Here is a 23,642-nt window from a genome sequence, read left to right as displayed (position 1 = left end):
TTTCGATTGCGGTTTCACCCCGGCTGGCGTCTGGCGCTGGCCTTGGCGCTGGGCTTCGCACAGGCGCCGGGCGTGAGCGCCGCCGAGACCCGCCACGAGCGCTTGGCCGACATCGCCTTCCAGCACATCGGGCAGGACCAGGGGCTGCCCAACGCGATCGCGACGTCCATGGCCGAGGACGGCCGCGGTTTCCTGTGGATAGGCAGCCCGGGCGGGCTGTCACGCTGGGACGGCTACCGCTTCCGCGTCTACCAGGCCGACCCGGCGCGCGAGGGCGCGCTGCCCGACAACTACGTGCAGGCGCTGCACGGCGATACCCGCGGACGGCTGTGGGTGGGCACCACGTCGGCCGGTCTGCTGCGCCACGACCCGGCCACGGACCGTTTCGTGTCCTATCCGGTGGGCGGCGAGCAGGGGCTCAGCCATGTCAGCGTCCGCCAGGTGCTGGACGACGGCGACGGCCGCCTGTGGGTGGTGACCGACGGCGGGCTGGACCGGCTGGATCCCGCCAGTGGCCGCATCGAGCATGCCAGCCGGAGCTGGGCGGCGGCCGCCGGCCCGCAGGTGCGCGTGCTGCTGCGCGACCGGCGCGGCACGCTGTGGCTGGGCAGCGCGGCCGGCCTGTTCCGCCGCGAGCCTGGCGCCGCGCAGCTGCAGGCGGTGCTGCTGCGCGGCGGCGCCAGCGTGCAGCCCGAGGTGTTGCGCCAGGACGGCGCCGGGCGCATCTGGGTGGGCACGCTGCAGCACGGCGTCTTCGTGCTGCCGGACGAAGGCCGTGCGCCGGCCTCGCCGGTGCGTGAGCAGGGCACGCCCGACGGGCTGGACCTGCTCAGCAGCAGCCAGATCGCTGGCATCGCCGAGGTGAGGCCCGGCGAGGTCTGGGTGGCGACGCAGAGCCAGGGCCTCGTGGCCGTGGACGCCGAGCGCGGCCAGACGCGCCGCATTCGCCATGTGCCCGCCTGGCCCATGAGCCTGGGCGACAACGCGCTGCGGGCGCTGTACCGCGACCGCGCCGGGCAGATCTGGGTGGCCACCAACCGCGGCCTGAGCCGTTGTGACCCGCGCCAGACGGCCGTGCTGAACCGTTTCGGCATGACGCCCGACGGTGCCGACGCGCTCGACGCTCGCTTCGTCAGCACCGAGGTCAGCTGGATACAGCCCATGCCGGACGGCCGGCTGTGGCTGGGCACGCACAAGAACGGCATCGACATCCTCGACGCCGACGGGCGGCGCATCGGTGCGATGCGTCCCGACGCCTCCCGGCCCGAGTCGGCGCTGCCACCGGACATCGTGCTGGCGATGGCGCCGGCCCCCGACGGCGGGCTGTTCATCGGCACCAAGCGCGGCCTGTACCGCGCCGATGCCGGCGGCCGGCAGGTGCAGCGGGTGACAGTGGCCGGGCGCGACCCGACGGCCTCCGTCTGGGCGCTGCTGGCCGACGGCGGTGATCTGTGGATAGGCGGACAGACGGACGGCCTGTGGCGACTGGGGCTGCGCGATGGGCGGGGCGAGGCCGTCACGCTGGCCGCACCCGGCCTCAGCGACCAGCGCGTGACGGTCATGGTGATGGACGAGCGCGAGCCCGGCGTGCTGTGGGTGGGCACACGCCACGGGCTGAATCGTGTCGAGGTGGTCAGCCGCACGGTGACCCGCTGGTTGCCTGGTGCCGCGGGGCCGCGCAAGCTGTCCGCCGGCTTCGTCTCGGCACTGCTGACCGACGAGCGCGGCCGGTTGTGGGTGGGCAGCTACGGCGGCGGCATCGACATCCTGGGCTACGGCAGCGAGCCGCCGCAGCGCCTGGGGCTGGCACAGGGGCTGCCGGACTCCACGGTCAACGCACTGCTGCGCGACATGCAGGGCCGCGTCTGGGCCAGCACCGACAACGGCCTGGCGCGCATCGACCCGCAGACCCACGTGGTGCTGTCGCTGCGCCGAGCCGAGGGCGTCGTCTTTCCGACCTACTGGACCGGCTCGTCCGCGCGCACCGAGCGCGGCGAGCTGCTGTTCGGCGGCGCTGGTGGCGTGACGGTGGTGCAGCCGCACAAGCTGCAGCCGTGGAGCTACCGGCCGAATGTGTTGGTCAGCGACATCAAGCTGGGTGGGCGGCAGGTGCTCGCCGGCGCGGTCACCGCGGGCCTGGCCGTGCAGCCCGACGCGAACAGCCTCGCCGTCGAGTTCTCGTCCACCGACTTCTCGGCGCCCGAGCGCAACCGCTACGCCTACAAGCTGGAGGGCTACGACGCCGACTGGGTGGCCACCGATGCGACGCGCCGCTTGGCCGCCTACGCCAACCTGCCGCCGGGCGATTACCAGCTGCACCTGCGCGCCTCCAACCGCGACGGCCGCTGGGGCGAGCATGCGCTGACGCTGCCGGTGCGCGTGCTGCCGGCCTGGCACCAGACCTGGTGGTTCCGCATCGGCTTCGCGGCGGGGCTGCTGCTGCTGGTGCTGGGCGCCGTGCGCATGCGCACACGGCTGCTGCGCGAGCGCCAGCGTGACCTGGAGAGCAAGGTGCGCCAGCGCACCGCCGAGCTGGAGGCGCTGCACGTGGCGCTGCAGGAGAAGTCGGCGCAGCTGCAGATGAGCAGCGTGACCGACCCGCTGACCGGCCTGCACAACCGCCGCTTCCTGGCCGACCACATCGAGCAGGACATCGTCGCCTGCCTGCGCCGCGCGCAGGAGACGCTGGCCGCCGGCGGCCAGCCGCTGGATGCCGACAACGTCTTCCTGCTGGTGGATGTGGACGCGTTCAAGCGCATCAACGATCGCTATGGCCACGCCGCGGGTGACGCGGTGCTGGTGCAGTTCGGCACACGGCTGCGCGCGACGCTGCGCGAGTCCGACTACCTGGTGCGCTGGGGTGGCGAGGAGTTCCTGGCCGTGGCCCGCGACACCGACCGCGCCCAGGCCGCGGAACTGGCCGAGCGCATGCGCGCCGTCATCGCCGACGCGCCGTTCGAGCTGGAGCATGGCGGCCGCATCGACGTGACCTGCTCGGTGGGTTTCGCCTGCGTGCCGTTCGAGCTGGAGCGGCCGCTGGCACGCAGCTGGCAGCAGGTGGTCAACCTGGCCGACCTCGGGCTCTACGCTGCCAAGCGTGCCGGTCGCAACGCCTGGGTCGGCGTTCACGCCGCCGCGGGGCGCGGCGCCATCGGCCAGCGCGTGGTGGGCGGCTTCGGGCTCAGCAGCAACCGGTCGCTGGACGATGTGGCGGCCGCGCTGGCGTCGCCCGCGGAGCCCGGCACGTTCGTCGACGGTTAGGCGCCCGCGGGGCGCGACGCACTCTTGGGCCGGAAGGCCTTGCAGACCTCGTCGCGCGTTTGCAGGTACGGCCCGCCGATGAGGTCGATGCAGTAGGGCACGGCGGCGAAGATGCCGCTGGCCTTCTCGTGCCCGGCCAGCGTCTCGGCAATGGCCTTGGGCTGGCCCGGCAGGTTGATGATGAGCGCCTGGCCGCGGATGACGGCCACCTGGCGCGACAGGATGGCTGTCGGCACGAAGTGCAGCGAGATCTGGCGCATCTGCTCGCCGAAACCCGGCATCACGCGGTCGGCCACGGCCAGCGTGGCCTCGGGCGTCACGTCGCGCGGCGCAGGGCCGGTGCCGCCCGTCGTCAGCACGAGGTCGCAGTGCTCGGTGTCGACGAGGTCGATGAGCGCCTGCGAGATGCCAGCTTGCTCGTCGGGGATCAGGCGCGGCACGAACTCGATGGGGTTCAGCAGCGCGCTCGTCAGCCAGTCCTTCAGCGCTGGCAGGCCCTTGTCCTCGTAGACGCCCGCCGAGGCGCGGTCGCTGATCGAGACGATGCCGATGCGGACCGGATCACTCATCGGCGTCGTCGGCGGGCTCCGATGCCTCGGGAGCGGCGGACGCCTTGATGAACTGGAACAGCTCGCGGAACGCGCGCCCGCTGCGCTTCTCGGGCACGTTGGCCGCGTCCTTGCGGGCAGCGCGCACGAGGTTGCGCAGCTGCTGGATGTCGACGTCGGCGTGCTCGTTCAGGAAATCCTGCAGCGCGTCGTCGCTGGCCAGCAGGCGCTCGCGCCAGCGCTCGGACTGGTGCAGCCTGAGGCTGTCCTGCGCGTGGCCCAGCTTGAAGGCGGCCACGGCCTCGCGCACGGGCTCGGGGTCGATCTTGCGCATCAGCTTGCCGATGTACTGCATCTGGCGGCGGCGGCCTTCGAAGTTGGTGATCTTCTTGCAGGCCTTCAGCGCGTCGTACAGGATCTCCGGCAGCGCCAGCGGCTCCCAGCGGCTCTCGGGCAGGGCCAGCAGGTCTTCACCCAGCTTCTGCAGCGCGGTCATGTCGCGCTTCATCTGGGACTTGCTGGGGCGGTCGAAGCCATCATCGGCTTCGAAGTCGGGGGTGTCTTCTTGCATGGGGGGCCGTGTTCAGGCGAGGCCTAGGATTGTCACCCACCCCGAAACGGCCGCCCCCATGTCGACAGCCCTGCGCGTTCTGCTTGCCTGCTCCCTGTCCGTGAGCGCTGCCCAGGCGGCGCCACAGGGGCGCGTCTGCGCGCAGCAGGCCGGCGCTGGCGAGCGGCGGGCCGCCGTCGAGCAGGGCGTGATGCCCAGCGTGGTGTTTGAGGGCGAGACGCAGGCGCAACCCGTGAGCGAACGCATGGCCGCCCAGCAGGTGCCGGGCCTGGCCGTGGCGGTGCTGCGCGGCGGCGTGCTGGATTGGTCGGCCGTCTACGGCCGGCGCGCGGCGGACCGGCCGGTGGTGTCCTGCACCACGCGTTTCCAGGCCGGTTCGCTGGCCAAGCCGGTCACCCTGCTGGCGGCGCTGCGCCTGGCCGACGCCGGGCGGCTCGACTGGGACCGCGACGTCGCCACGCAGCTGCGCAGCGTGCAGCTGCCGCCGGGCCGGCAGAGTGCCGAGCATCCGGTGACGCTGCGCCAGTTGTTCGCCCACACGGCGGGCATCACGCCGGGCGGCTATCCCGGCTATGCGCAGGGCGGCCCGGTGCCGTCGCTGGCCGACATCGTCGCCGGCACGGGCGGCAGCAACACGCCGCGGGCCGAGGTGCTGGACGTGCCGGGCGCGAAGCTGCGCTACTCGGGCGGCGGCTACTCGCTGGCGCAGCTCGCGCTGCAGGACACGCAGGGCCTGGCCTTCGAGCCGCTGATGCGGCGCTGGCTGTTCGAGCCCGTCGGGCTGCGCACGGCCAGCTTCGCGCTGCAGGCTGCAGGCGCCGATGTGGCCGAGGGCCATGCCGAGGACGGCACGCGGGTGCCGGGCGGCTGGCTGCACTTGCCGGAGAGTGCGGCGGCGGGGCTGTGGTCCGACGCGGGCGACCTGGGCGCGCTGCTCGCCGAGGTCTGGCGCGGCTATCACGGGCGCAGCGCCGTGTTCCGCGCGGCCAGCCTGCGCGCGCTGTTCGATGCGCCGCCGGTGCAAGGCCATGCCTACGGCTTTCGCCTGGTGGGCGAGGGCGGTGCGCAAGTGCTCGTCCACTACGGCGGCACGCGCGGCTACAACGCCGGCCTGGTGCTGAACCTGCAGACCGGCGATGGCGCCGTCTACCTGGCCAATGGCGAGGGCGGCCGCGCGCTGGGCCATGAGCTGCTGGTGGCGGTGTCGCGGGCGTACGGCTGGGGGCAGTTCCACGACACGCGGGTGCGCCGTGCTCACTTGGCCGCGGAGGACGTCCAGGGGCTGGGCGGGCGCTACGCGTTCGGTGCGTCGGGGCCGCGCGTGCTCGTCGAGCAGGCGCAGGCGGTGCTGACGCTGGTCTTCCCCAACGGCGACCGCTATGCGCTGACGCCCATCGAGGCGCCCGAGCCGCTGCAGTTCATCCACGCCGGCAGCGGCGTGCGCGCCGGCTTCCAGCGCGGTGCGGACGGCGCCGTCACGCTGCAGCTGTACGGCCAGCAGGGCGTTCGCGAGGCCGGCGCCAGCCCCTGACGGGGCGCGCCCTATGATTGCCGCCCACCCCGATTCAGTGCCTTTCATGTCCCAAGCCCAAGACGGTTTCGCCTACAGCCCCGAGCAGTTCCAGCAGTGGATCGAAGACGCCCTGTCAGAGGCGAAGAAGCTGGGCGCCAGCAATGCCGGCGCCGAGGTGTCCGAGGGCTGCGGGCTGTCGGTGTCGGCGCGCCTGGGCAAGCTGGAGAACGTGGAGCGCAACCGCGACAAGTCGCTGGGCATCTCGGTCTATCTGGGGCAGCGCCGCGGCAATGCCAGCACGTCCGACTTCTCGCCGCAGGCCATCCGCGACACGGTGCGCGCGGCCTATGACATCGCGCGCTTCACGGCCGAGGATGAGTTCGCCGGGCTGCCGGACGCGGACGACCTGGCGCTGGACGCCGCCGCTCGACCCGAGCTGGACCTGTTCCACCCCTGGGCCATCGACGCGGCACAGGCCGCCGACATCGCGCTGCGCTGCGAGGCCGCCGCGCTGGGCGTGGACAAGCGCATCACCAACAGCGAGGGCGCGGCCGTGTCGGCCCAGCAATCGCATTTCTGGATGGGCAATACGCGAGGCTTTCGTGGCGGCTACGCCAGCTCGCGGCATTCGCTGTCGGTCGCGCCCATCGCGGGGCGCGGCAACGGCATGCAGCGCGACGCCTGGTACAGCTCCATGCGCGACGCGGCCGACCTGTCCTCGCCCGAGGCCGTGGGCCGCTATGCCGCCGAGCGCGCGCTGTCGCGGCTGAAGGCGCGCAAGGTGGCCACGGCCGAGGTGCCGGTGCTGTTCGAGAGCACCATGGCCATCGGCCTGCTGGGCGGCCTGGTGCAGGCGACCAGCGGCGGCGCGCTGTACCGCCGCACCAGCTTCCTGCTCGACAGCCTGGGCCAGCCGGTGATGGCGCCGCACATCGACATCGCCGAGGACCCGCATGTGTTGAAGGGCAAGGGCAGCTCACCGTTTGACGACGAAGGCGTCGTCACGCGCGCCCGCTCGGTGGTGCAGGGCGGCGTGCTGCAGGGCTACTTCCTGTCCAGCTACTCGGCCCGCAAGCTGGGCATGAAGACCACCGGCCATGCCGGCGGCTCGCACAACCTGCGCATGACCAGCCGCGCCACGGCGCCGGGCGACGACCTCGCCACCATGATCCGGCGCTTGGGGACCGGCCTGCTCGTCACGGAGCTGATGGGGCAGGGCGTCAACTACGTGACCGGTGACTACTCGCGCGGCGCCAGCGGCTACTGGGTGGAGAACGGCGAGATCGCCTACCCGGTGCATGAGGTCACCATCGCCGGCAACCTGAAGGACATGCTGCAGAACATCGTCGGCATCGGCGCCGACGAGTACACGATGGGTACCAAGACGGTGGGTTCGGTCCTCGTCACCGGCATGAAGCTGGCCGGGAACTGAAACCCCGGCACGACCCCGGCGTACGGCATGCCGATGATTGCGGCCGGCGCTTGCGACCCTTGCGGCATCCCGCCTTGCGCTTGGTGCGGCATGCGCTCGGCCCGGATGCCGCCGGCTCCGGGGTAAATCCGGGCCGCGCGGCGCGGGTTGGCGTCTGAGAATCGGCGCGTCTTTTCCCTTGCAAACCCGATAACAGGAGACATCCATGTCCATGGAACGCCGTTCCTTTGTTCGCCACGCCGGCCTCGCCGGTGTGCTGGCCGCCGGTGCGGCCCCGGCCATCGTGCACGCCCAGGCGCAGGTGCGCTGGCGGCTCGCGTCGAGCTTCCCGAAGTCGCTGGACACCATCTTCGGCGCCGCCGATGTGTTCGCGAAGAAGGTCTCCGAGATGACCGGTGGCAAGTTCCAGATCTCCGTGCACGCTGGCGGTGAGATCGTGCCGGCGCTGCAGGTGGTGGACGCGGTGCAGGGCGGAACCGTCGAGATCGCACACACGGCGCCGTACTACTTCTTCGGCAAGGACGAGACCTTCGCGCTGGGCTGCGCCATCCCCTTCGGCCTGAACAGCCGTCAGATGACGGCCTGGATGGTGGAGGGCAACGGCCTGAAGCTGATGCGCGAGTTCTATCGCAACTACAACATCATCAGCTTCCCCGGCGGCAACACCGGCGCGCAGATGGGCGGCTGGTACCGCAAGGAGATCAAGAGCATCGCCGACATGAAGGGCCTGAAGATCCGCATCGGTGGCTTCGCGGGCCGCGTCGTGGAGCGCATGGGTGCCGTGCCGCAGCAGATCGCCGGCGGTGAGATCTACTCCGCGCTGGAGAAGGGCACCATCGACGCCGCCGAGTGGGTGGGCCCCTACGACGACCAGAAGCTGGGCTTCAACAAGGTGGCGCCGAACTACTACTACCCCGGCTGGTGGGAAGGCGGCCCGCAGCTGGACTTCTTCATCAACACCAAGGCCTACGACGCGCTGTCCAGCGAGTACAAGGCTGTCGTCGAAGCAGCCTCGGCGATGGCCCACATCGACATGCAGGCCAAGTACGACGCCAAGAACCCCGGCGCGCTGAAGCAGCTGGTGGGCTCGGGCACCAAGCTGTTCCGCTTCCCCAAGGACGTCATGGACGCTGCCTTCAAGGAGTCCATGGCCATCTATGCCGAGCTGTCGGCCAAGAACGCGAACTGGAAGAAGGTCTACGAGGACTACGCCAACTTCCGCCGCGACCAGAACCTGTGGTTCCGCTTCGCCGAAGCCGGCTTCGACGACTTCATGCAGTCGCAGAAGTTCTGACCGGCTGCCCCCCAATGAAAAGCCCCGCGACGCGGGGCTTTTTTGTGGCCATTCGGGCCGGCGGCGCGGGCTACTTTCTGGCTGCCTCTTCCAGTGCGCGGCGCACCGCGTCGCCGTCATCCGTTGGCGCCGCACTGGCACCCGACGCGGCCGGCTCGGGCGCGAACAGCTTGCTGGCGTCGTCCGCGCTGATGTCCGCCGCGGGCTTGGCGTCGTGGCCGCCCATCTGTTGCAGCAGCTCGGATGCCTGGTTCAGGTCGACCGCCTTCTCCTTGTCGAGGAAGGCCGTGACCGTCTGCGGGAAGAAGATGACGATGGCAACGAGGACAAGCTGCATGACTACCCAGGGGATGGAACCCAGGTAGATGTCGCTGGACTGCACCTTCTTCGGGATGGCGCCGTTCTTGAACAGCGTGTCGGCAATGCCGCGCAGGTAGAACAGCGCGAAGCCGAACGGCGGGTGCATGAAGCTGGTCTGCATGTTCACGCACAGCATGACGCCGAACCAGACGAGATCGATGCCCATCTTGTCGGCCACCGGCCCCAGCAGCGGCAGGATGATGAAGGCGATCTCGAAGAAGTCGAGGAAGAACGCCAGGAAGAAGATGAACAGGTTGACGACGATGAGGAAGCCGATCTGGCCACCCGGCAGGTCGTTGAGCAGATGCTCGATCCAGCGGCCGCCCTCGACGCCCTGGAATACCAGCGAGAACGTGCGCGAGCCGATCAGGATGAACACCACCATGGCCGTGATGCGCATGGTGCCCAGCATGGTCTCCTTGATCAGTGGCCAGTTCAGCCGGCCGTGCATGGCGGCCAGGATGAAAGCGCCAACCGCTCCCATCGCGCCGGCTTCGGTCGGCGTGCAGATGGCGGTGTTGATGCCCGGCAGGCCGCCCATGGAGCCCAGCACGGCGAAGATCAGCACGGCCGAGGGGATGATGCCGCGCAGGCATTTCTTCCACAGCGCCCAGCCCTGCAGCGTGCGTGCTTCCTTCGGGACCCCCGGCACGTGCTCGGGCTTCACGCGGCTCAGGATGAAGGTGTAGAGCGCGAAGATCAGCACCTGCAGGATGGACGGGCCCCAGGCGCCCTTGTACATGTCGCCCACCGAGCGGCCGAGCTGGTCGGCCAGCACGACGAGCACCAGAGACGGCGGCACCAGCTGCGTGATCGTGCCCGAGGCGGCCAGCACGCCGGTCGCGTAGCGCATGTTGTAGCCGTAGCGCATCATGACCGGCAGCGAGATCATCGCCATCGCGATGACCTGGCCCGCCACGGTGCCCGTGATGGCGCCGAGGATGAAGCCGACGATGATGACCGAGTAGCCCAGGCCGCCACGCACCGGGCCGAACAGCTGGCCCATGGAGTCGAGCATGTCCTCGGCGAGCCCGCATTTCTCCAGCAGCGAGCCCATCAGCGTGAAGAACGGGATGGCCAGCAGCAGGTCATTGGACAGGATGCCGAACACGTTCTGCGGCAGCGCGCTCATGAACTCCGGCGGGAACCAGCCCTGGCTGACGGCGAAGAAGCCGCAGGCCAGGCCCAGCGCCGCCAGCGAGAACGCGACGGGGAAGCCGATCAGCATGACGACGATCAGCCCCGCGAACATCAGCGGCGGGAAGCTCTCCATCGAGATCATTGCAGCGGCCTCTCGTAATGCGTGTCCATCTCGAACTTGTGCGCGAGCCAGGCCACGCGCTTGATGATCTCGGCCACGCCCTGCATCGCGACGAGCGCGAAGCCCAGCGGCAGCACCAGCACGGCCGGCCAGCGGATCAGGCCGCCGGCATTGCTGGACACCTCACCGGTCGTCAGCAGCTTGACCCAGTAGCCCGTGAAGCCGAGGCTGGCGACCGAGTCCGTGGCGCTCATGCCCGTGCTGAGCTTGACGACGAACAGCCCCCACGACAGCCAGGCCATGTAGCAGATGACCGGCAGCAGGAAGACCACGAGCCCGAACAGGTCGACATAGACCTTGCCGTGCCCGCTGAGGCGGCTGTAGACCAGGTCCACGCGCACGTGTTCGTTCAGGCGCAGCACCTGCGCCGCGCCCAGCATCACGCAGGTGGCGAACAGGTACCACTGGATCTCGAGGAAGGCGTTGGAGCTGTAGTCCAGTCCGTAGCGGACGACGGCGTTGGCGGCGCTGATGAAGCACGACAGCAGCACGGCCCAGGCGGCAAGCTTGCCGAAGCGGTCGTTGAGGCTGTCGATGTGCCGCGCAAGAGAGAGCAGGGCGTTCATGGGACGGGGCGGCTGAAATGCAAAGCGGTCGCCAATGTAGCGACCGCTCGAGCGCCGACGGCTTCTTTGAGCCGTCGTTCAGGGTAAGCCCCGACGGGGTTCAGCCGAGTTGCTGCGCCTGGACGAAGAGCCGGGTCGAGCGTGCGCCCGAACGGCAGAACACCAGCAGCGGGCGCGGCAGTTCTTCCAGCAGCCGGGCGAACGCGGCAATCTCCTCGGGCGACTGGTGGCCACCCGCCACTGGCAGATGCCGGTACTGCAGGCCCGCGGCCTCGGCGGCGGCCTGGATCTCGGCCGACGTCGGCTGATCCGGCCCGTGCTCGAAGTCGGGCCGGTTGTTGACGACGCTCTTGAAGCCCATCGCGGCGGCCTCGGCCATGGCGTCGGGCGTCAGCTGCGGCGCGGCGCAGATGTCAGGGGCGATCGCTTGCAGGGGCAGGCTCATGGCGGCTCCTTACTTGGCCAGCGCGGCCTTGACCGCAGCCGACACCGCGCTCATCTCCGCGGAGTTGCCCAGGGCAGCCTTGGCGGCCGCCATGACCTTGCCCATGTCGCCGGGGCCGCTGGCACCCAGTTCGGCCACGATGGCGGCCACCTTCTCGGCCACGGCCTCGGCGGACAGGCGCTCCGGCAGATAGCCCTGCAGCACGGCCAGCTCCGCGGTCTCCTTGGCGACGAGGTCGTCACGTCCGGCGGCGGCGAACTGGCTGATGGAGTCCTTGCGTTGCTTGACGAGCTTGTCGACGATGGCCACGAGCGCGGCGTCGTCCACAACGATGCGCTCATCGACCTCTTTCTGCTTCACGGCAGCCAGCAGGCCACGGATGGTCAGCAACCGGTCGCTTTCCTTGGCGCGCATCGCGGCCTTCATGTCTTCGGTGATGCGGTCTTTGAGGCTCATGGGAGGGTCCAGTTCAGAAAGACAAAAACCCGCGACAGCGTCCTGTGGCGGGTTCTGGAGTTCACCGGAACTGCTCTCTCAAACAGGTTCCGGATCGCGTCAGGAGGCTATCAGTACAGCTTCTTGGGCAGCTGCATGCTGCGCACGCGCTTGTAGTGGCGCTTGACGGCGGCAGCCTTCTTGCGCTTGCGCTCGGCGGTGGGCTTTTCGTAGAACTCGCGGGCGCGCAGTTCGGTCAGCAGGCCCAGCTTTTCAATGGTGCGCTTGAAGCGACGCAGGGCGACGTCGAACGGCTCGTTTTCCTTGACGCGGATGGTGGTCATGTATTTCCTTCAGATTGCGCTCGGTGTTCGCGGCCAGTTTCAGCAGCAGGTTCCGGATTACTGCGTCACTTCTTGACGACGGCAGCGAATCGACGCGCGGGGTTTGCCAGCAAAGCCGAGGATTGTAGCCGGGAAATCAAGGACTTGCCAAGATTTGCTCACGCGGGTTTTGAGGCGGCCGCCAACGCGTCCGCGCAGGCCGCCGCGCTGGCCCAGGCCCACTGGAAGTTGTAGCCCCCCAGCCAGCCCGTCACGTCCACCACTTCGCCGATGAAATGCAGGCCTGGCACATGCTTGCTTTCCAGCGTCTGCGAGCTGAGATCCTTCGTGCTGACGCCGCCGCGCATGACCTCCGCCTTGCGCCAGCCCTCGTCGCCGCTGGGCATCAGCTGCCAGTCGTGCACGCTGCGGCCCAGGCGCTGCAGATCGGCGTCGCGGCATTCGGGCAGCGGCCGGGCGGCGTCCAGCCTCGCACGCTCCAGCCAGGCAGCGGCCAGCCGCTGTGGCAGGTGGGCGCCGAACTCGTTGCCCAACTGGCGGCGCGACGTGGCCTTGGCCTCGGTCAGTTCCTTGTCGAGCTGCAGTTCCGGCGCGAGATTGATCTGCAGCGGCTGGTCTGCGGCCGTGCGGTAGCTGGAGATCTGCAGGATGGCCGGGCCGCTCAGGCCCCGGTGCGTGAACAGCAGGTCCTCCAGGAAGCGTCCGCGCGCCTTGCCGCTGCCGACACTGACCTCCACGGGCAGTGACAGCCCGGCCAGTGCCGCGAACGGCGCCCAGGCGTCGGCGTCGAAGGTCAGTGGCACGAGGGCAGGGCGGGGTTCGACGATGGTGTGGCCAAGGCGCTTGGCCAGCCGCAAGCCCCAGTCGCTGGCGCCGATCTTGGGCACCGGCAACCCGCCGGTGGCAACGACGACGCGTGGTGCGGTCACGGATCCCTGGCTGGTATCGAGCTCAAAGCCGCCGTCAGGCAGCGGTCGTACATCGGCCACGGTGCAGGGCTGCCAGCGCGTCACGCCGCCGACCTCGCACTCCTTGAGGAGCATCTGGATGATCTGCTCGCTGGAGTCGTCGCAGAACAGCTGGCCCTTGTGCTTCTCGTGGAAGGCGATGCCGTGGCGCTGCACCAGCTTGATGAAATCCTGTGGCGTGTAGCGCGCCAGCGCCGAGCGGCAGAAGGCGGGGTTTTCTGACAGGAAGTTCGCCGGCCCGGCGTCGCGATTCGTGAAATTGCAACGCCCGCCGCCGGAGATACGGATTTTTTCAGCCAGCTTGGGTGCGTGGTCGATGAGCAGCACCCGCAGGCCACGCTGGCCCGCAAGCCCCGCACAGAAAAGGCCTGCGGCACCTGCCCCCACCACCACCACATCAAAACCCTGCATAGACCTCCCGCGAATGGGGACGCATTCTCGCGGGTCGCGGTGTTGAAACTCTGTAGGATGCCTGCAAGTGATCCAGCGGGGCTTCTAGGGGGGAGGCCCGGTTTGTGGGGTGAGCCGGCCTTGCTGGTGCGGTTTGCGCCCCACTACAGTCATTCGACACCCGGACCCGCCCCGGTTCCCCGCCGACGGCACGCGATCGCACCCAGACGATTCCATGGACATGACCGCCGACACTTCCGCGACGCCGCCCGGCAGCCTGGCACATTGGCTGGCCGGTCACGCCGAGCTGGGCGGTGAAGCACTGGCTGGCCTGGTGACCTTGATTGAGCCGTTAGGCAGCCAGGCCGCGATCAAGGCCGTGGCCACCGGCCGCTATGTGTTTGCGAGCTCCGGCCTGGCGCAGCTGTTCGAATGCGACGCCGTCGTGGGGCGCAACGATGCGGAGCTGCTGCGGCCCGATGAAACGACGGCGTTGCGGCGTGTCGAGCAGACGGTCATGGCGCAGCGCCATGCGGTCGTGTCCGAGCACAAGCTGGAGATCAACGGTCGCCGGCGCGAGTTCAGCGTCACGCGGATGGCTCTGGGGCAGGAGTTCCTGCTGGCGGTCTGGCACGAGCGCACCGAGGAGCGCCATCGCGAGTCGCACCTGCAGCGCGCGCTGGCGCAGATCGAGCAGCAACAGAGCGCCATCGAGCAGATACGCCGCGAACTGCAGCAAGGCTCCGGCCGCGACGACGTGTCGGGCCTGTACCTGCGGCCGCAGTTCGACGATCAGCTGCTGCGCGAGATCGACCTCTCGTCGCGCGAACACCGCGAGTTCGCGCTGGTCGTCATCGCGCTGGACGCTTCGCCGGCCGTCGCGACGCTGGGCGAGGAGGCCCAGCAGCGGCTGCTCGAAGGCATCGGTCGCATGCTGCGCGCCAACACCCGGGCGATGGACTCGGCCTGCCGCATCGGCGCGCAGCGGTTTGCGGTGCTGCTGTCCGGCGTGGGCCTGGCCACCGCGCATGCGCGCATGGAGCAGCTGCGTCGCCAGTGCGCCGCGCAGATCGTCGTGCTGAACGGTCAGGACCTGGGCCTGTCGGTCTCCATGGGCGTGTCCAGCTTCCCGCACACCGCGTCACGGCAGGACGAGCTGATGAACGCCAGCGAGAACGCCGTGCACGAGGCCCAGCGCCGCGGCGGCAACCAGGTCGTGCTGGCGTCCATCGCGTTCGGCTAGAGCAACTCGCTCAACCCCTTCCAGAGCATGTAGGCCGCGAGCGCGAACAGCAGCGTCGCGAAGGCCTTCTTCAGCTGCGCGACGTTCATCGCATGCGCGGCGCGCGCACCCAGCGGCGCCATCGTCACGCTGGCAGCGGCGATGACGGCCAGCGCCGGCAGGTAGAGGTAGCCGAAGGCGCCTGGCAGCGCGGGCTGCAAGCCCCAGCCACCGACGACATAGCCCAGCGTGTTCGCGACGGCGATGGGAAAGCCCAGCGCCGCGCTGGTGGCCACGGCGAAGTGCACCGGCACGTTGCACCACACCATGAATGGCACGCTGACGAAGCCGCCGCCCGCACCCACCAGGCCCGACAGCAGGCCGATGCCAGCACCCGTGCCGAACTGGCCGGCCGTGCCGGGCATCTGCCGGCTCGGCTCGGGCCGCTTGTTGCGCAGCATCTGCCACGCCGAGAAGCTGACGAAGGCCGCGAAGAACAACGCCAGCCAAGCGCCCTTGAGCAGCGCAAACAGGCCCGCGCCGGCCAGCAGGCCGCCGGCCAGGATGCCGGGCGCCAGCCCCTTGACGAGGTCCCAGCGCACGGCGCCTCGCCGGTGGTGAGCGCGTACGCTGGACAGCGACGTGGCCATGATGGTCGCCATCGACGTGGCGATGGCCATCTTGACGGCCAGGCCTGGCTCGACGCCGCGCTGGCTCAGGATGAAGGTCAGGAAGGGCACCAGCAGCATGCCGCCGCCTATGCCCAGCAGCCCGGCCAGAAAGCCGGCGGCGAGGCCCAGCGCCAGCAGCCCGGCCAGAAAGCCGGCGGCGAGGCCCAGCGCCAGCAGCTCGGCGATGAAGCCGGCGCTCATGCCGAATGCAGCCGCGCGAGCACGGCCTGCCATTCGGCGGGCGTGACCGGCGTGATCGACAGCCGGCTGCCGCGCTGCAGCACGCCCATGCTGGCCAGCTCGGGCGCGTCGCGCATCTCCTTCAGGCTCAGCAGCCGCGTCGTCTCGCGCCAGCGCACGTCCACATGCACCCAGCGCGGCGCCTCGGGCTTGGACTTGGCGTCGAAGTAATGGCTGGCCGGGTCGAACTGCGTGCCGTCCGGGTAGGCGGCGCTGCAGACCTCGGCGAGGCCGGCGATGCCGGGCTCGGCGCAGGACGAGTGATAGAACAGCACGCCGTCACCGATGCGCATGGCGTCGCGCATGAAGTTGCGTGCCTGGTAGTTGCGCACGCCGGTCCACGGGAGCGTGCCGGCCTTTTGCAGATCGAGGATGGAGGCCTCGTCGGGCTCGGACTTCATCAGCCAGTAGTTCATGGGGCTGATGCTAGGGGAGGAAGAGGTGTCCACCGCGATCCTGGGGGCCGAGATCCTGAACACCCAGGGGTAATCAGGTGGGCCAGGTCATCCGGACTTCGGGTTCATCTGACGCGAGACGCTCACGCCCATCCGGCATATTCCAAGCCCTTGCTCATAGAGCATCGGATGAAGGAAATTAAAGCCCCGGAGGAACGCAGTGGACGGGGCGGAGTTTACGCCGTCAGAGCAGCTGGCCGTCGTGTCCCAGTGCTTCGTCCAGGCGCTTGATGAGGGTATCGACATCAAGCGATGCTGGCGCGGAGGCTGGGGCGGCCTCGCGCGGCGTGTCTGCCAACTGGTAGGCCAGGTTCAGCGCGGCCAGCACGGCGATGCGCTCGCGCGCCTTGACCTTGCCAGCGTCGCGGATGGCGCTCATCTCGCGGTCCACCTGCGCCACGGCGGCGGTCAGCGCGGCCTCACCGCCAGGCGGGCAGCCCAGCAGGTAGCTCTGGCCCATGATGGTGACTTCCATCTGCTTCATGGCTGCTCCTCCTTGGGAGCCTCGGCGGGCAGGCGTTCCAGCAGCGCGTCGACGCGGGCGCGGGCGGCGCTCAGGCGCGAACGCAGGCTGTCGCGCTCCTGTGTGATGGCGGTCAGCTGTACCTGCAGCAGCAGGTTGGTGCGCAGGATTTCGTCGTGGCGCACGAGCAGGCGCTCAACGCGGTCGGTCAGGTCGGTGAGGCTGGCCATGGAGGGGCTTCTGATCAGGCGGATGCTGATTTTAGGTGGCGACCGTGGTCGCATTCGTCGATGACGGCGCAAACGTTGCACAGGGGCTTGCGCGCCTGGCAGACGTAGCGGCCGTGCAGGATGAGCCAGTGGTGAGCATCGACGAGATAGGCCGCGGGCACGCGCTGCAGCAGGCCCTGCTCGACGGCCAGCGGCGTCTTGCCCGGCGCGAGGCCGGTGCGGTTGCTGACGCGGAAGATGTGCGTGTCCACCGCCATCGTCGGCTCGCCGAAGGCCACGTTGAGGACGACGTTGGCGGTCTTGCGGCCGACGCCGGGCAGGGCCTCGAGCGCCTCGCGGGAGCGCGGCACCTCGCCGCCATGCTGCTCGATGAGGATCTGGCAGGTCTGCAGCAGGTGCCTGGCCTTGCTGCGGTACAGGCCGATGGTCTTGATGTGCGATTCGAGGCCGTCCTGACCCAGCGCCAGGATCTGCGCCGGCATGTTGGCGACGGCGAACAGGCGCCTGGTGGCCTTGTTGACGCCGACGTCGGTGGCCTGCGCGGACAGCAGCACGGCCGTCAGCAGCTCGAAGACGCTGGAGAACTCCAGCTCGGTCTGCGGCGCCGAATTGGCGGCTTTCAGTGTGGCGAAAAAGCGTTCGACTTGAGCGGCGTTCATGCCGTCAATTGTCAGCCGCCTTCAGCCTCGCTTGGCACGTGCTCGGGCCAATGCCGCCTCGATGGCGGCGCGCTTGCGGTCCAGCTGCGCCGGGTCGGTGATGTGCGATGCCGCTGGCAGGTCGGCCAGCTTGGCCTCGGCCTTGGCGGCCAGGCGGGCGTCGTTCTCCTCGGCCTCGCGGTGGCGGCGGAACTGCTTGAAGGCGTAGCGCTCGCGCGCCTCGTCGGCCTGCGGCTGGCTCCAGGCGGCCCAGCCGGTGGCGGTGGTCACCTCGGGCATGGAGATGCAGTCCACCGGGCAGGCCGGCACGCACAGCTCGCAGCCGGTGCATTGCGCCGTGACGACGACGTGCATGGCCTTGGGTGCGCCGACGATGCAGTCCGCCGGGCAGGCCTTGATGCACAGCGTGCAGCCGATGCACCAGGCCTCGTCGATGACCGCCACGCCGCGCGTGGCTTCGATGCCGTTCGCCGGGTTCAGCGGCAGCACCGGGCGGCCGGTGACGGCGGCCAGCCGGGCCACGCCTTCGGCGCCGCCGGGCGGGCACTGGTTGATTTCCGCCTCACCGGTGGCGACGGCTTCGGCGTAGCGGCGGCAGTCCGGGTAGCCGCAGCGGGTGCATTGGGTCTGCGGCAGTGCGGCGTCGATGAGGGCCGCGAGGCTCACGCGCGGCGGGTGCGCTTGGTGGCGGGCTTGGACGCCGCCTTCACCGGCGGGGCCTTGGCCGTCTGCTTCAGCGGGGCGGCTTCGTACTTGGCGATGAAGTCGCGCACCTGCGGGTAGACCTTCTCGCGCCAGCGGCGGCCCGAGAAGATGCCGTAGTGGCCGGCGCCGAGCGCGTCGTAGTGGAACTGGTGGGCCTTGGGCACGCCTTCGCACAGGTCATGCGCGGCACGGGTCTGGCCGGCGCCGGAGATGTCGTCCAGCTCACCTTCGACCGTCAGCAGCGCGGTCGTTTTGATGTCCTGCGGCCGCACCTGCTGGCCGTCGACGAACCAGGTGCCATTGACCAGCGCGAAGTCCTGGAACACGGTCTTGATCGTGTCCAGGTAGTACTCGGCGGGCATGTCCAGCACGGCGTTGTACTCGTCGTAGAACTTGCGGTGCGCCTCGGCGCTGTCGTCGTCGCCACGCACCAGGTCCAGGAAGTAGTCGTAGTGCGAGGACAGGTGGCGGTCCGGGTTCATTGCGACGAAGCCGGTGTGCTGCAGGAAGCCCGGGTAGACGTTGCGGCCGGCGCCGGGGAAGTTGGTCGGCACGCGGTAGATGACGTTGTTCTCGAACCAGCTGAAGCTTCGGTTCATGGCCAGGTTGTTGACGGCCGTGGGGCTCTTGCGGGCGTCGATGGGGCCGCCCATCATGGTCATGGAGCGCGGCGTGGCCTCGCCGGCGGATGCCATCAGCGAGATGGCGGCCAGCACGGGCACGGTCGGCTGGCAGACGGACATCACGTGGCAGTCGGCGCCGCCAACGTGGCGGATGAACTCCTGCACGTAGCGGATGTAGTCGTCCAGGTGGAAGGGGCCCACTTCCAGCGGCACCATGCGCGCGTCGGTCCAGTCGGTGATGTAGACCTTGTGGTCCTTCAGCAGTTGCTTGACGGTCTCGCGCAGCAGCGTGCTGTGGTGGCCCGACAGCGGCGCCACGACCAGCACTGTCGGCTGGTCCTTCATCTTGGCCAGCACGTCGGAGTCGTCGGTGTAGCGCTTGAAGCGCAGCAGGCGGCAGAACGGCTTCTCGATGGCCACCAGCTCCTGGACGGCGACGTCGACACCGTCGACCTCCACCGTCTTGATGTCGAACTCGGGCTTCTCGTAGTCCTTGGCCAGGCGGTGCATCAGGTCCAGCCCGGCGGACAAGCGCTGCGCCATCGGCGTGTGCGTGAACGGCGACAGCGGGTGGCTGTAGAGCTTGGCCGACGCGGCGGCGAACTCGGAGAACGGGCTGAGCAGGGCGCGCTGGGTTTCGAAGAATTGATACAGCATGGCCGGCCTTGGCAAGGGTCAGGAATGGCCCGATGGTGCCAGAAAACGCTTGCAGCGTTGTGCGCTGCAACATGGATTGGCGGTCAAACCGCCAATCCTGCGCACTTCAACGGTGCGTTGAGGGGCGGTCAGCCCTTCATGACGGCCGCCATGCCGGCGGCCACGACGGGCAGGTTGCCCTCGTTCAGCGCGGCGACGCAGATGCGGCCGGAGTCCACGCCGTAGACGCCGAACTCGCTGCGCAGGCGCTGCATCTGGGCGGCGGTCAGGCCGGAGTAGCTGAACATGCCCAGTTGCTCGGTGACGAAACCCAGGTCCTGCGTGACGCCGGCGGCCTTCAGTGCCGCGACCAGCGCCGAGCGCATGGCCTTGATGCGCGCGCGCATGCCGGCCAGCTCGTCCTCCCACATCGCACGCAGCTTGTCGTCGGACAGCACGGCGGCCACGACCTGCGCACCGTGGGTGGGCGGGTTGGAGTAGTTGGTGCGGATGGCGATCTTCAGCTGCGACAGCACGCGCACGGCCTCTTCATCGCTGCTGCAGACGACGCTCAGCGCGCCGACGCGCTCGCCATACAGCGAGAAGCTCTTGGAGAAGCTGGTCGACACGAAGAAGCCGACGCCGGCGGCCATGAACTGGCGCACGGCTTCGCCGTCTTCCTTCAGGCCGAAGCCGAAGCCCTGGTAGGCCATGTCCAGGAAGGGTGTCAGGCCCTTGGCCTTGACGACGGCCACCACTTCAGCCCACTGGGCGGCGGTGATGTCGTAACCGGTCGGGTTGTGGCAGCAGGCGTGCAGCACGACGACGGTGCCGGCGGGGGCGGCGTTCAGCGCGGCCAGCATGCCGGCGAAGTTGACGCCCTTGTTGACGGCGTCGTAGTAGGGGTAGGTCTCGACCGTGAAGCCGGCCTGCGTGAACAGCGCGCGGTGGTTCTCCCAGCTCGGGTCGGAGATCAGCACCTTGGCGGTCGGGTTGAGCTGCTTCAGGAAGTCGGCGCCGACCTTCAGCGCGCCGGTGCCGCCGATGGCCTGCACGGTGGCGACGTTCTTCAGCTCGCTGCCGAACACCAGCTTCTGCACGGCCTTGTCATAGGCGGCGATGCCGTCGATGGGCAGATAGCCCCGCGGCTTGGGCACCGCGGCCATGGCGGCCTCGGCTTCGCGCACGCACTTCAGCAGCGGCAGCTTGCCGTTCTCGTCGTAGTACACGCCCACGCCGAGGTTGACCTTGCCGGGGCGGGTGTCGGCGTTGAACTGCTCGTTCAGGCCCAGGATGGGGTCACGGGGGGCAAGGGCGACGTCGGCGAACAAAGACATGTCGAGATTCCTGAAGGGGCGTTGGCAGCAGGGGGAGGGGGTCAGCGAGGGACTGCGCTTAAGCTGACGGATTGCGCAAGCCGCAGATTTTCCCAGGATTTACCCGATGCAAGACGCCCTGAACGCCCAGACCGCCCCGGAGGGAGACGCCGAGGAACGCAAGGGCGAATTCGTCAGCTTCGAAGGCTCCCCGTTCCAGCTGTTCCAGCCTTTCCCGCCGGCGGGGGATCAGCCGACGGCCATCGCCCAGCTGTGCGAGGGGGTCAACGACGGCCTCAGCTACCAGACGCTGCTGGGCGTGACCGGCTCGGGCAAGACCTTCACGATGGCCAACGTCATCGCGCGCCTGGGCCGCCCGGCCATCATCTTTGCGCCCAACAAGACGCTGGCCGCGCAGCTGTACAGCGAGTTCAAGGACTTCTTCCCGAAGAACGCCGTCGAGTACTTCGTCAGCTACTACGACTACTACCAGCCCGAGGCCTACGTGCCGCAGCGCGACTTGTTCATCGAGAAGGACAGCGCGATCAACGAGCACATCGAGCAGATGCGGCTGTCCTGCACCAAGAGCCTGCTGGAGCGGCGCGACGTCGTCATCGTCGCGTCCGTGTCGGCCATCTACGGCATCGGCTCGCCGGCGGACTACCACCAGATGGTGATGACGCTGCGCGTGGGCGACAAGCTGGGCCAGCGCGACGTCATCGCGCACCTGATCCGCATGCAGTACACGCGTAACGAGATGGAGTTCAGCCGCGGCCACTTCCGCGTGCGCGGCGACACCATCGACGTGTTCCCGGCCGAGCATTCGGAGCTGGCCATCCGCATCGAGCTGTTCGACGACGAGATCGAGGCGCTGTCGCTGTTCGACCCGCTGACCGGCCAGATCCGCCAGAAGATCCCGCGCTTCACCGTCTACCCCAGCAGCCATTACGTGACGCCGCGCGAGCGCGTGCTGGCCGCCGCCGAGGCGATCAAGGAGGAGTTGCGCGAGCGCGTGGCCTTCTTCGTCAAGGAGGGCAAGCTCGTCGAGGCGCAGCGCGTGGAGCAGCGCACCCGCTTCGACCTGGAGATGCTGCAGGAGGTGGGCCACTGCAAGGGCATCGAGAACTACACGCGGCACCTGTCCGGCGCGCAGCCCGGCGACCCGCCGCCGACGCTGGTGGACTACCTGCCGCCCGACGCGCTGATGTTCCTGGACGAAAGCCACGTGCTGATTGGCCAGTTCGGCGGCATGTACAACGGCGACCGGGCGCGCAAGACGACGCTGGTGGAGTACGGCTTCCGACTGCCGTCGGCGCTGGACAACCGGCCGCTGAAGTTCGCCGAGTTCGAGCGCAAGATGCGCCAGGCGGTGTTCGTGTCGGCCACGCCGGGCCAGTACGAGCAGGACAACGCGGGGCAGGTCGTCGAGCAGGTCGTGCGGCCGACCGGGCTGGTGGATCCCATCGTCGAGGTGCGCCCGGCGACTCATCAGGTGGACGATGTGCTGCAGGAAATCCGCGGGCGCGTCGACGTCAACGAGCGCGTGTTGATCACCACGCTGACCAAGCGCATGGCCGAGCAACTGACGGACTATCTCAGCGACAACGGCGTCAAGGTGCGCTACCTGCACTCGGATGTGGATACGGTGGAGCGCGTCGAGATCCTGCGCGACCTGCGGCTGGGCGCGTTCGACGTGCTGGTGGGCATCAACCTGCTGCGCGAGGGGCTGGACATCCCCGAGGTGTCGCTGGTCGCTATCCTCGACGCCGACAAGGAAGGCTTCCTGCGCGCCGAGCGCAGCCTGATCCAGACCATCGGCCGCGCCGCGCGCAACCTGAACGGCAAGGCCATCCTGTACGCGGACAAGATCACCGAGTCCATGCGCAAGGCCATCGGCGAGACCGAGCGCCGGCGCGCCAAGCAGATCGCATTCAACGAGGCTCACGGCATCACGCCGCGCAGCGTGCAAAAGCGCATCAAGGACCTCATCGACGGGGTCTACTCGGAGGAGTCGGGCCGCGACGAGGCGAAATTGCTGGCGGCGGCCAAGGTCGAGGAACTGTCCGAGAAGGACCTGGCCAAACGTATCGCGCAGCTCGAAAAGCAGATGCTGGAACACGCCCGCAACCTGGAGTTCGAGAAGGCCGCGCGGTTGCGCGACCAGCTGGCCCAGTTGCGGGAACAGGCGTTCGGCGCCCGCGTGCACGACAACATCGTGCCGCTGGACTCGGCTCGCAAGACCGGTTCGCGCTGAGCCTGCTGCGGCGCAGCAAAAAGTCCCGCCAAACGCTGGGGATACGCGGCCGCCCTAGGCCGAGCTTGAGTAGTCGAGTAAAATCATCGGAAATGATTCGCTCGGCTATTGTCCGGCCGTCCCGGGTTAACCCCGAATCAATGGCCTGGACAAATCCGGTCCGGGCAACTCGCCAAGGAGTTTCACATGCGTCTCACCACCAAAGGCCGGTTTGCAGTCACCGCGATGCTGGACTTGGCGCTGCGCGAGAATACCGGCCCGGTCGCCCTGGCGGCGATCAGCCAGCGGCAGCAGATTTCGCTGTCCTACCTGGAGCAGTTGTTCGGCAAGTTGCGTCGCCACGAGCTGGTGGAGTCCACCCGCGGCCCCGGCGGCGGCTACTCGCTGGGCCGCAAGGCTGAGGACATCACGGTCGCCGACATCATCGTCGCTGTGGACGAGGCGCTGGACGCCACCGGCTGCGGTGGCAAGGAAAACTGCATGGGCGAGGACAGCGGTCGCTGCATCACCCACGAACTCTGGACCAATCTGAACGCCAAGATGATCGAGTACCTCGACTCTGTGTCGCTGCGCAAGCTGGCGGACGAGCAACTCGCCAAGGGCTTCGAGGTCGAGGCGGCGCCGGTCAAGCGCGCCATCTCCAGCCAGCCGGTCCTCAAGCCCATCCGCGTGACGGCGCCGAACTCGGTGTTTGCGCTGGGTGGCGCGTTCAGCAAGTAA

At 68.9% G+C, this 23,642-nt stretch carries 23 protein-coding genes and 1 other RNA gene; 7 read left to right on the top strand and 17 right to left on the bottom strand.

The annotated features are described in order from the left end of the window. The first annotated feature begins 6 nt into the window (after nucleotides 1–6). A complete protein-coding gene (locus tag ACG04Q_RS06880) occupies nucleotides 7–3,261 on the top strand; it encodes a ligand-binding sensor domain-containing diguanylate cyclase (protein ID WP_394510157.1) in 3,255 nt (1,084 codons plus the stop codon). Here the strand turns inward: ACG04Q_RS06880 and mog are convergent. Then, nucleotides 3,258–3,830, bottom strand: a complete 573-nt coding sequence (gene mog, locus ACG04Q_RS06875; protein ID WP_394510156.1) for a molybdopterin adenylyltransferase — start codon at nucleotides 3,828–3,830, stop codon at nucleotides 3,258–3,260. The two genes, ACG04Q_RS06880 and mog, sit on opposite strands and share 4 nt — an antisense overlap. Continuing rightward, on the bottom strand, nucleotides 3,823–4,380 hold the full coding sequence (gene yjgA, locus ACG04Q_RS06870; protein WP_394510155.1) for a ribosome biogenesis factor YjgA: 558 nt from the start codon (nucleotides 4,378–4,380) through the stop codon (nucleotides 3,823–3,825). Before yjgA ends, mog begins: the two co-directional genes overlap by 8 nt. A 100-nt stretch (nucleotides 4,381–4,480) precedes the next feature. Here yjgA and ACG04Q_RS06865 point away from each other — a divergent pair, with 100 nt between their 5' ends. The 3 genes from ACG04Q_RS06865 to ACG04Q_RS06855 all read left to right on the top strand — a co-directional run bounded on the left by ACG04Q_RS06865 (nucleotide 4,481) and on the right by ACG04Q_RS06855 (nucleotide 8,619). Continuing rightward, nucleotides 4,481–5,911 carry a serine hydrolase domain-containing protein gene (locus ACG04Q_RS06865; protein ID WP_394510154.1) on the top strand — a complete coding sequence of 477 codons (1,431 nt, stop codon included), beginning with the start codon at nucleotides 4,481–4,483 and terminating at the stop codon, nucleotides 5,909–5,911. 13 nt (nucleotides 5,912–5,924) lie between these two features. Further along, a complete protein-coding gene (gene pmbA, locus ACG04Q_RS06860) occupies nucleotides 5,925–7,325 on the top strand; it encodes a metalloprotease PmbA (RefSeq protein WP_394510153.1) in 1,401 nt (466 codons plus the stop codon). A gap of 211 nt (nucleotides 7,326–7,536) precedes the next feature. After that, a complete protein-coding gene (locus ACG04Q_RS06855; protein WP_394510478.1) occupies nucleotides 7,537–8,619 on the top strand; it encodes a TRAP transporter substrate-binding protein in 1,083 nt (360 codons plus the stop codon). A 70-nt stretch (nucleotides 8,620–8,689) separates the two neighbouring features. Here the strand turns inward: ACG04Q_RS06855 and ACG04Q_RS06850 are convergent, their stop codons facing one another. From ACG04Q_RS06850 to ACG04Q_RS06825, 6 genes are all read right to left on the bottom strand, one after another. Beyond that, nucleotides 8,690–10,258 (bottom strand): TRAP transporter large permease, encoded by a 1,569-nt coding sequence (locus ACG04Q_RS06850; RefSeq protein ID WP_394510477.1) that lies wholly within the window; start codon nucleotides 10,256–10,258, stop codon nucleotides 8,690–8,692. Continuing rightward, entirely contained in the window at nucleotides 10,258–10,866 is a 609-nt protein-coding gene (locus ACG04Q_RS06845) for a TRAP transporter small permease subunit (protein ID WP_394510152.1), read from the bottom strand. Before ACG04Q_RS06845 ends, ACG04Q_RS06850 begins: the two co-directional genes overlap by 1 nt. A 100-nt stretch (nucleotides 10,867–10,966) precedes the next feature. Further along, nucleotides 10,967–11,311, bottom strand: a complete 345-nt coding sequence (locus ACG04Q_RS06840; RefSeq protein WP_394510151.1) for a protein tyrosine phosphatase family protein — start codon at nucleotides 11,309–11,311, stop codon at nucleotides 10,967–10,969. A 9-nt stretch (nucleotides 11,312–11,320) separates the two neighbouring features. Further along, nucleotides 11,321–11,767, bottom strand: coding sequence for a GatB/YqeY domain-containing protein (locus tag ACG04Q_RS06835; protein WP_394510150.1), 447 nt, complete (start codon nucleotides 11,765–11,767; stop codon nucleotides 11,321–11,323). 110 nt (nucleotides 11,768–11,877) lie between these two features. Next, nucleotides 11,878–12,090: a 30S ribosomal protein S21 gene (gene rpsU, locus ACG04Q_RS06830; protein WP_012346814.1), complete on the bottom strand. Its 213-nt coding sequence runs from the start codon at nucleotides 12,088–12,090 to the stop codon at nucleotides 11,878–11,880. A gap of 158 nt (nucleotides 12,091–12,248) precedes the next feature. After that, nucleotides 12,249–13,469, bottom strand: a complete 1,221-nt coding sequence (locus ACG04Q_RS06825) for a BaiN/RdsA family NAD(P)/FAD-dependent oxidoreductase (protein WP_394510149.1) — start codon at nucleotides 13,467–13,469, stop codon at nucleotides 12,249–12,251. 220 nt (nucleotides 13,470–13,689) lie between these two features. On the opposite strand from ACG04Q_RS06825, the gene ACG04Q_RS06820 reads away from it, so the two are divergent. Next, entirely contained in the window at nucleotides 13,690–14,691 is a 1,002-nt protein-coding gene (locus ACG04Q_RS06820; protein WP_394510148.1) for a GGDEF domain-containing protein, read from the top strand. On the opposite strand, the gene ACG04Q_RS06815 is transcribed toward ACG04Q_RS06820, so the two are convergent. From ACG04Q_RS06815 to ACG04Q_RS06780, 9 genes are all read right to left on the bottom strand, one after another. Next, nucleotides 14,688–15,542: a sulfite exporter TauE/SafE family protein gene (locus ACG04Q_RS06815; RefSeq protein ID WP_394510147.1), complete on the bottom strand. Its 855-nt coding sequence runs from the start codon at nucleotides 15,540–15,542 to the stop codon at nucleotides 14,688–14,690. The genes ACG04Q_RS06820 and ACG04Q_RS06815 overlap by 4 nt on opposite strands. Further along, nucleotides 15,539–15,997 carry an EVE domain-containing protein gene (locus ACG04Q_RS06810; RefSeq protein WP_394510146.1) on the bottom strand — a complete coding sequence of 153 codons (459 nt, stop codon included), beginning with the start codon at nucleotides 15,995–15,997 and terminating at the stop codon, nucleotides 15,539–15,541. The genes ACG04Q_RS06815 and ACG04Q_RS06810 overlap by 4 nt, the downstream gene beginning before the upstream one ends. A gap of 25 nt (nucleotides 15,998–16,022) precedes the next feature. Then, nucleotides 16,023–16,203: non-coding RNA, 6S RNA (gene ssrS / locus ACG04Q_RS25705), on the bottom strand. A 17-nt stretch (nucleotides 16,204–16,220) separates the two neighbouring features. Continuing rightward, on the bottom strand, nucleotides 16,221–16,520 hold the full coding sequence (locus ACG04Q_RS06805; protein WP_394510145.1) for a cell division protein ZapA: 300 nt from the start codon (nucleotides 16,518–16,520) through the stop codon (nucleotides 16,221–16,223). Further along, nucleotides 16,517–16,729 carry a DUF904 domain-containing protein gene (locus tag ACG04Q_RS06800; RefSeq protein ID WP_268165868.1) on the bottom strand — a complete coding sequence of 71 codons (213 nt, stop codon included), beginning with the start codon at nucleotides 16,727–16,729 and terminating at the stop codon, nucleotides 16,517–16,519. Before ACG04Q_RS06800 ends, ACG04Q_RS06805 begins: the two co-directional genes overlap by 4 nt. Before the next feature lie 14 nt (nucleotides 16,730–16,743). Then, nucleotides 16,744–17,388, bottom strand: a complete 645-nt coding sequence (gene nth / locus ACG04Q_RS06795; protein ID WP_394510144.1) for an endonuclease III — start codon at nucleotides 17,386–17,388, stop codon at nucleotides 16,744–16,746. A 21-nt stretch (nucleotides 17,389–17,409) separates the two neighbouring features. After that, a complete protein-coding gene (gene rsxB / locus ACG04Q_RS06790) occupies nucleotides 17,410–18,054 on the bottom strand; it encodes an electron transport complex subunit RsxB (RefSeq protein ID WP_394510143.1) in 645 nt (214 codons plus the stop codon). Continuing rightward, nucleotides 18,051–19,373 carry a polyhydroxyalkanoate depolymerase gene (locus tag ACG04Q_RS06785; protein WP_394510142.1) on the bottom strand — a complete coding sequence of 441 codons (1,323 nt, stop codon included), beginning with the start codon at nucleotides 19,371–19,373 and terminating at the stop codon, nucleotides 18,051–18,053. Before ACG04Q_RS06785 ends, rsxB begins: the two co-directional genes overlap by 4 nt. Nucleotides 19,374–19,501: 128 nt before the next feature. Further along, nucleotides 19,502–20,689 (bottom strand): amino acid aminotransferase, encoded by a 1,188-nt coding sequence (locus tag ACG04Q_RS06780; RefSeq protein ID WP_394510141.1) that lies wholly within the window; start codon nucleotides 20,687–20,689, stop codon nucleotides 19,502–19,504. Between the two features lie 106 nt (nucleotides 20,690–20,795). Here ACG04Q_RS06780 and uvrB point away from each other — a divergent pair, with 106 nt between their 5' ends. Then, the gene (gene uvrB / locus ACG04Q_RS06775) at nucleotides 20,796–22,922 is read left to right on the top strand and encodes an excinuclease ABC subunit UvrB (protein WP_394510140.1); all 2,127 of its coding nucleotides are present in this window, start codon (nucleotides 20,796–20,798) and stop codon (nucleotides 22,920–22,922) included. A 186-nt stretch (nucleotides 22,923–23,108) separates the two neighbouring features. After that, a complete protein-coding gene (gene iscR, locus ACG04Q_RS06770; RefSeq protein ID WP_025563988.1) occupies nucleotides 23,109–23,642 on the top strand; it encodes a Fe-S cluster assembly transcriptional regulator IscR in 534 nt (177 codons plus the stop codon).

The organism is Pelomonas lactea, assembly GCF_043555885.1.
GTDB lineage: Bacteria > Pseudomonadota > Gammaproteobacteria > Burkholderiales > Burkholderiaceae_C > Pelomonas > Pelomonas lactea.
This window is presented reverse-complemented; position numbering and strand designations above follow the sequence as displayed.

Excerpts from the sequence above, each read along its gene's own strand:
- mog (WP_394510156.1), bottom strand. The coding sequence starts at position 3,830 with ATGAGTGATCCGGTCCGCATCGGCATCGTCTCGATCAGCGACCGCGCC.
- yjgA (WP_394510155.1), bottom strand. The coding sequence starts at position 4,380 with ATGCAAGAAGACACCCCCGACTTCGAAGCCGATGATGGCTTCGACCGC.
- pmbA (WP_394510153.1), top strand. The coding sequence starts at position 5,925 with ATGATTGCCGCCCACCCCGATTCAGTGCCTTTCATGTCCCAAGCCCAA.
- ACG04Q_RS06855 (WP_394510478.1), top strand. The coding sequence starts at position 7,537 with ATGGAACGCCGTTCCTTTGTTCGCCACGCCGGCCTCGCCGGTGTGCTG.
- ACG04Q_RS06845 (WP_394510152.1), bottom strand. The coding sequence starts at position 10,866 with ATGAACGCCCTGCTCTCTCTTGCGCGGCACATCGACAGCCTCAACGAC.
- ACG04Q_RS06840 (WP_394510151.1), bottom strand. The coding sequence starts at position 11,311 with ATGAGCCTGCCCCTGCAAGCGATCGCCCCTGACATCTGCGCCGCGCCG.
- ACG04Q_RS06835 (WP_394510150.1), bottom strand. The coding sequence starts at position 11,767 with ATGAGCCTCAAAGACCGCATCACCGAAGACATGAAGGCCGCGATGCGC.
- rpsU (WP_012346814.1), bottom strand. The coding sequence starts at position 12,090 with ATGACCACCATCCGCGTCAAGGAAAACGAGCCGTTCGACGTCGCCCTG.
- ACG04Q_RS06825 (WP_394510149.1), bottom strand. The coding sequence starts at position 13,469 with ATGCAGGGTTTTGATGTGGTGGTGGTGGGGGCAGGTGCCGCAGGCCTT.
- ACG04Q_RS06820 (WP_394510148.1), top strand. The coding sequence starts at position 13,690 with ATGACCGCCGACACTTCCGCGACGCCGCCCGGCAGCCTGGCACATTGG.
- ACG04Q_RS06815 (WP_394510147.1), bottom strand. The coding sequence starts at position 15,542 with ATGAGCGCCGGCTTCATCGCCGAGCTGCTGGCGCTGGGCCTCGCCGCC.
- ACG04Q_RS06810 (WP_394510146.1), bottom strand. The coding sequence starts at position 15,997 with ATGAACTACTGGCTGATGAAGTCCGAGCCCGACGAGGCCTCCATCCTC.
- ACG04Q_RS06805 (WP_394510145.1), bottom strand. The coding sequence starts at position 16,520 with ATGAAGCAGATGGAAGTCACCATCATGGGCCAGAGCTACCTGCTGGGC.
- ACG04Q_RS06800 (WP_268165868.1), bottom strand. The coding sequence starts at position 16,729 with ATGGCCAGCCTCACCGACCTGACCGACCGCGTTGAGCGCCTGCTCGTG.
- nth (WP_394510144.1), bottom strand. The coding sequence starts at position 17,388 with ATGAACGCCGCTCAAGTCGAACGCTTTTTCGCCACACTGAAAGCCGCC.
- ACG04Q_RS06785 (WP_394510142.1), bottom strand. The coding sequence starts at position 19,373 with ATGCTGTATCAATTCTTCGAAACCCAGCGCGCCCTGCTCAGCCCGTTC.
- ACG04Q_RS06780 (WP_394510141.1), bottom strand. The coding sequence starts at position 20,689 with ATGTCTTTGTTCGCCGACGTCGCCCTTGCCCCCCGTGACCCCATCCTG.
- uvrB (WP_394510140.1), top strand. The coding sequence starts at position 20,796 with ATGCAAGACGCCCTGAACGCCCAGACCGCCCCGGAGGGAGACGCCGAG.
- iscR (WP_025563988.1), top strand. The coding sequence starts at position 23,109 with ATGCGTCTCACCACCAAAGGCCGGTTTGCAGTCACCGCGATGCTGGAC.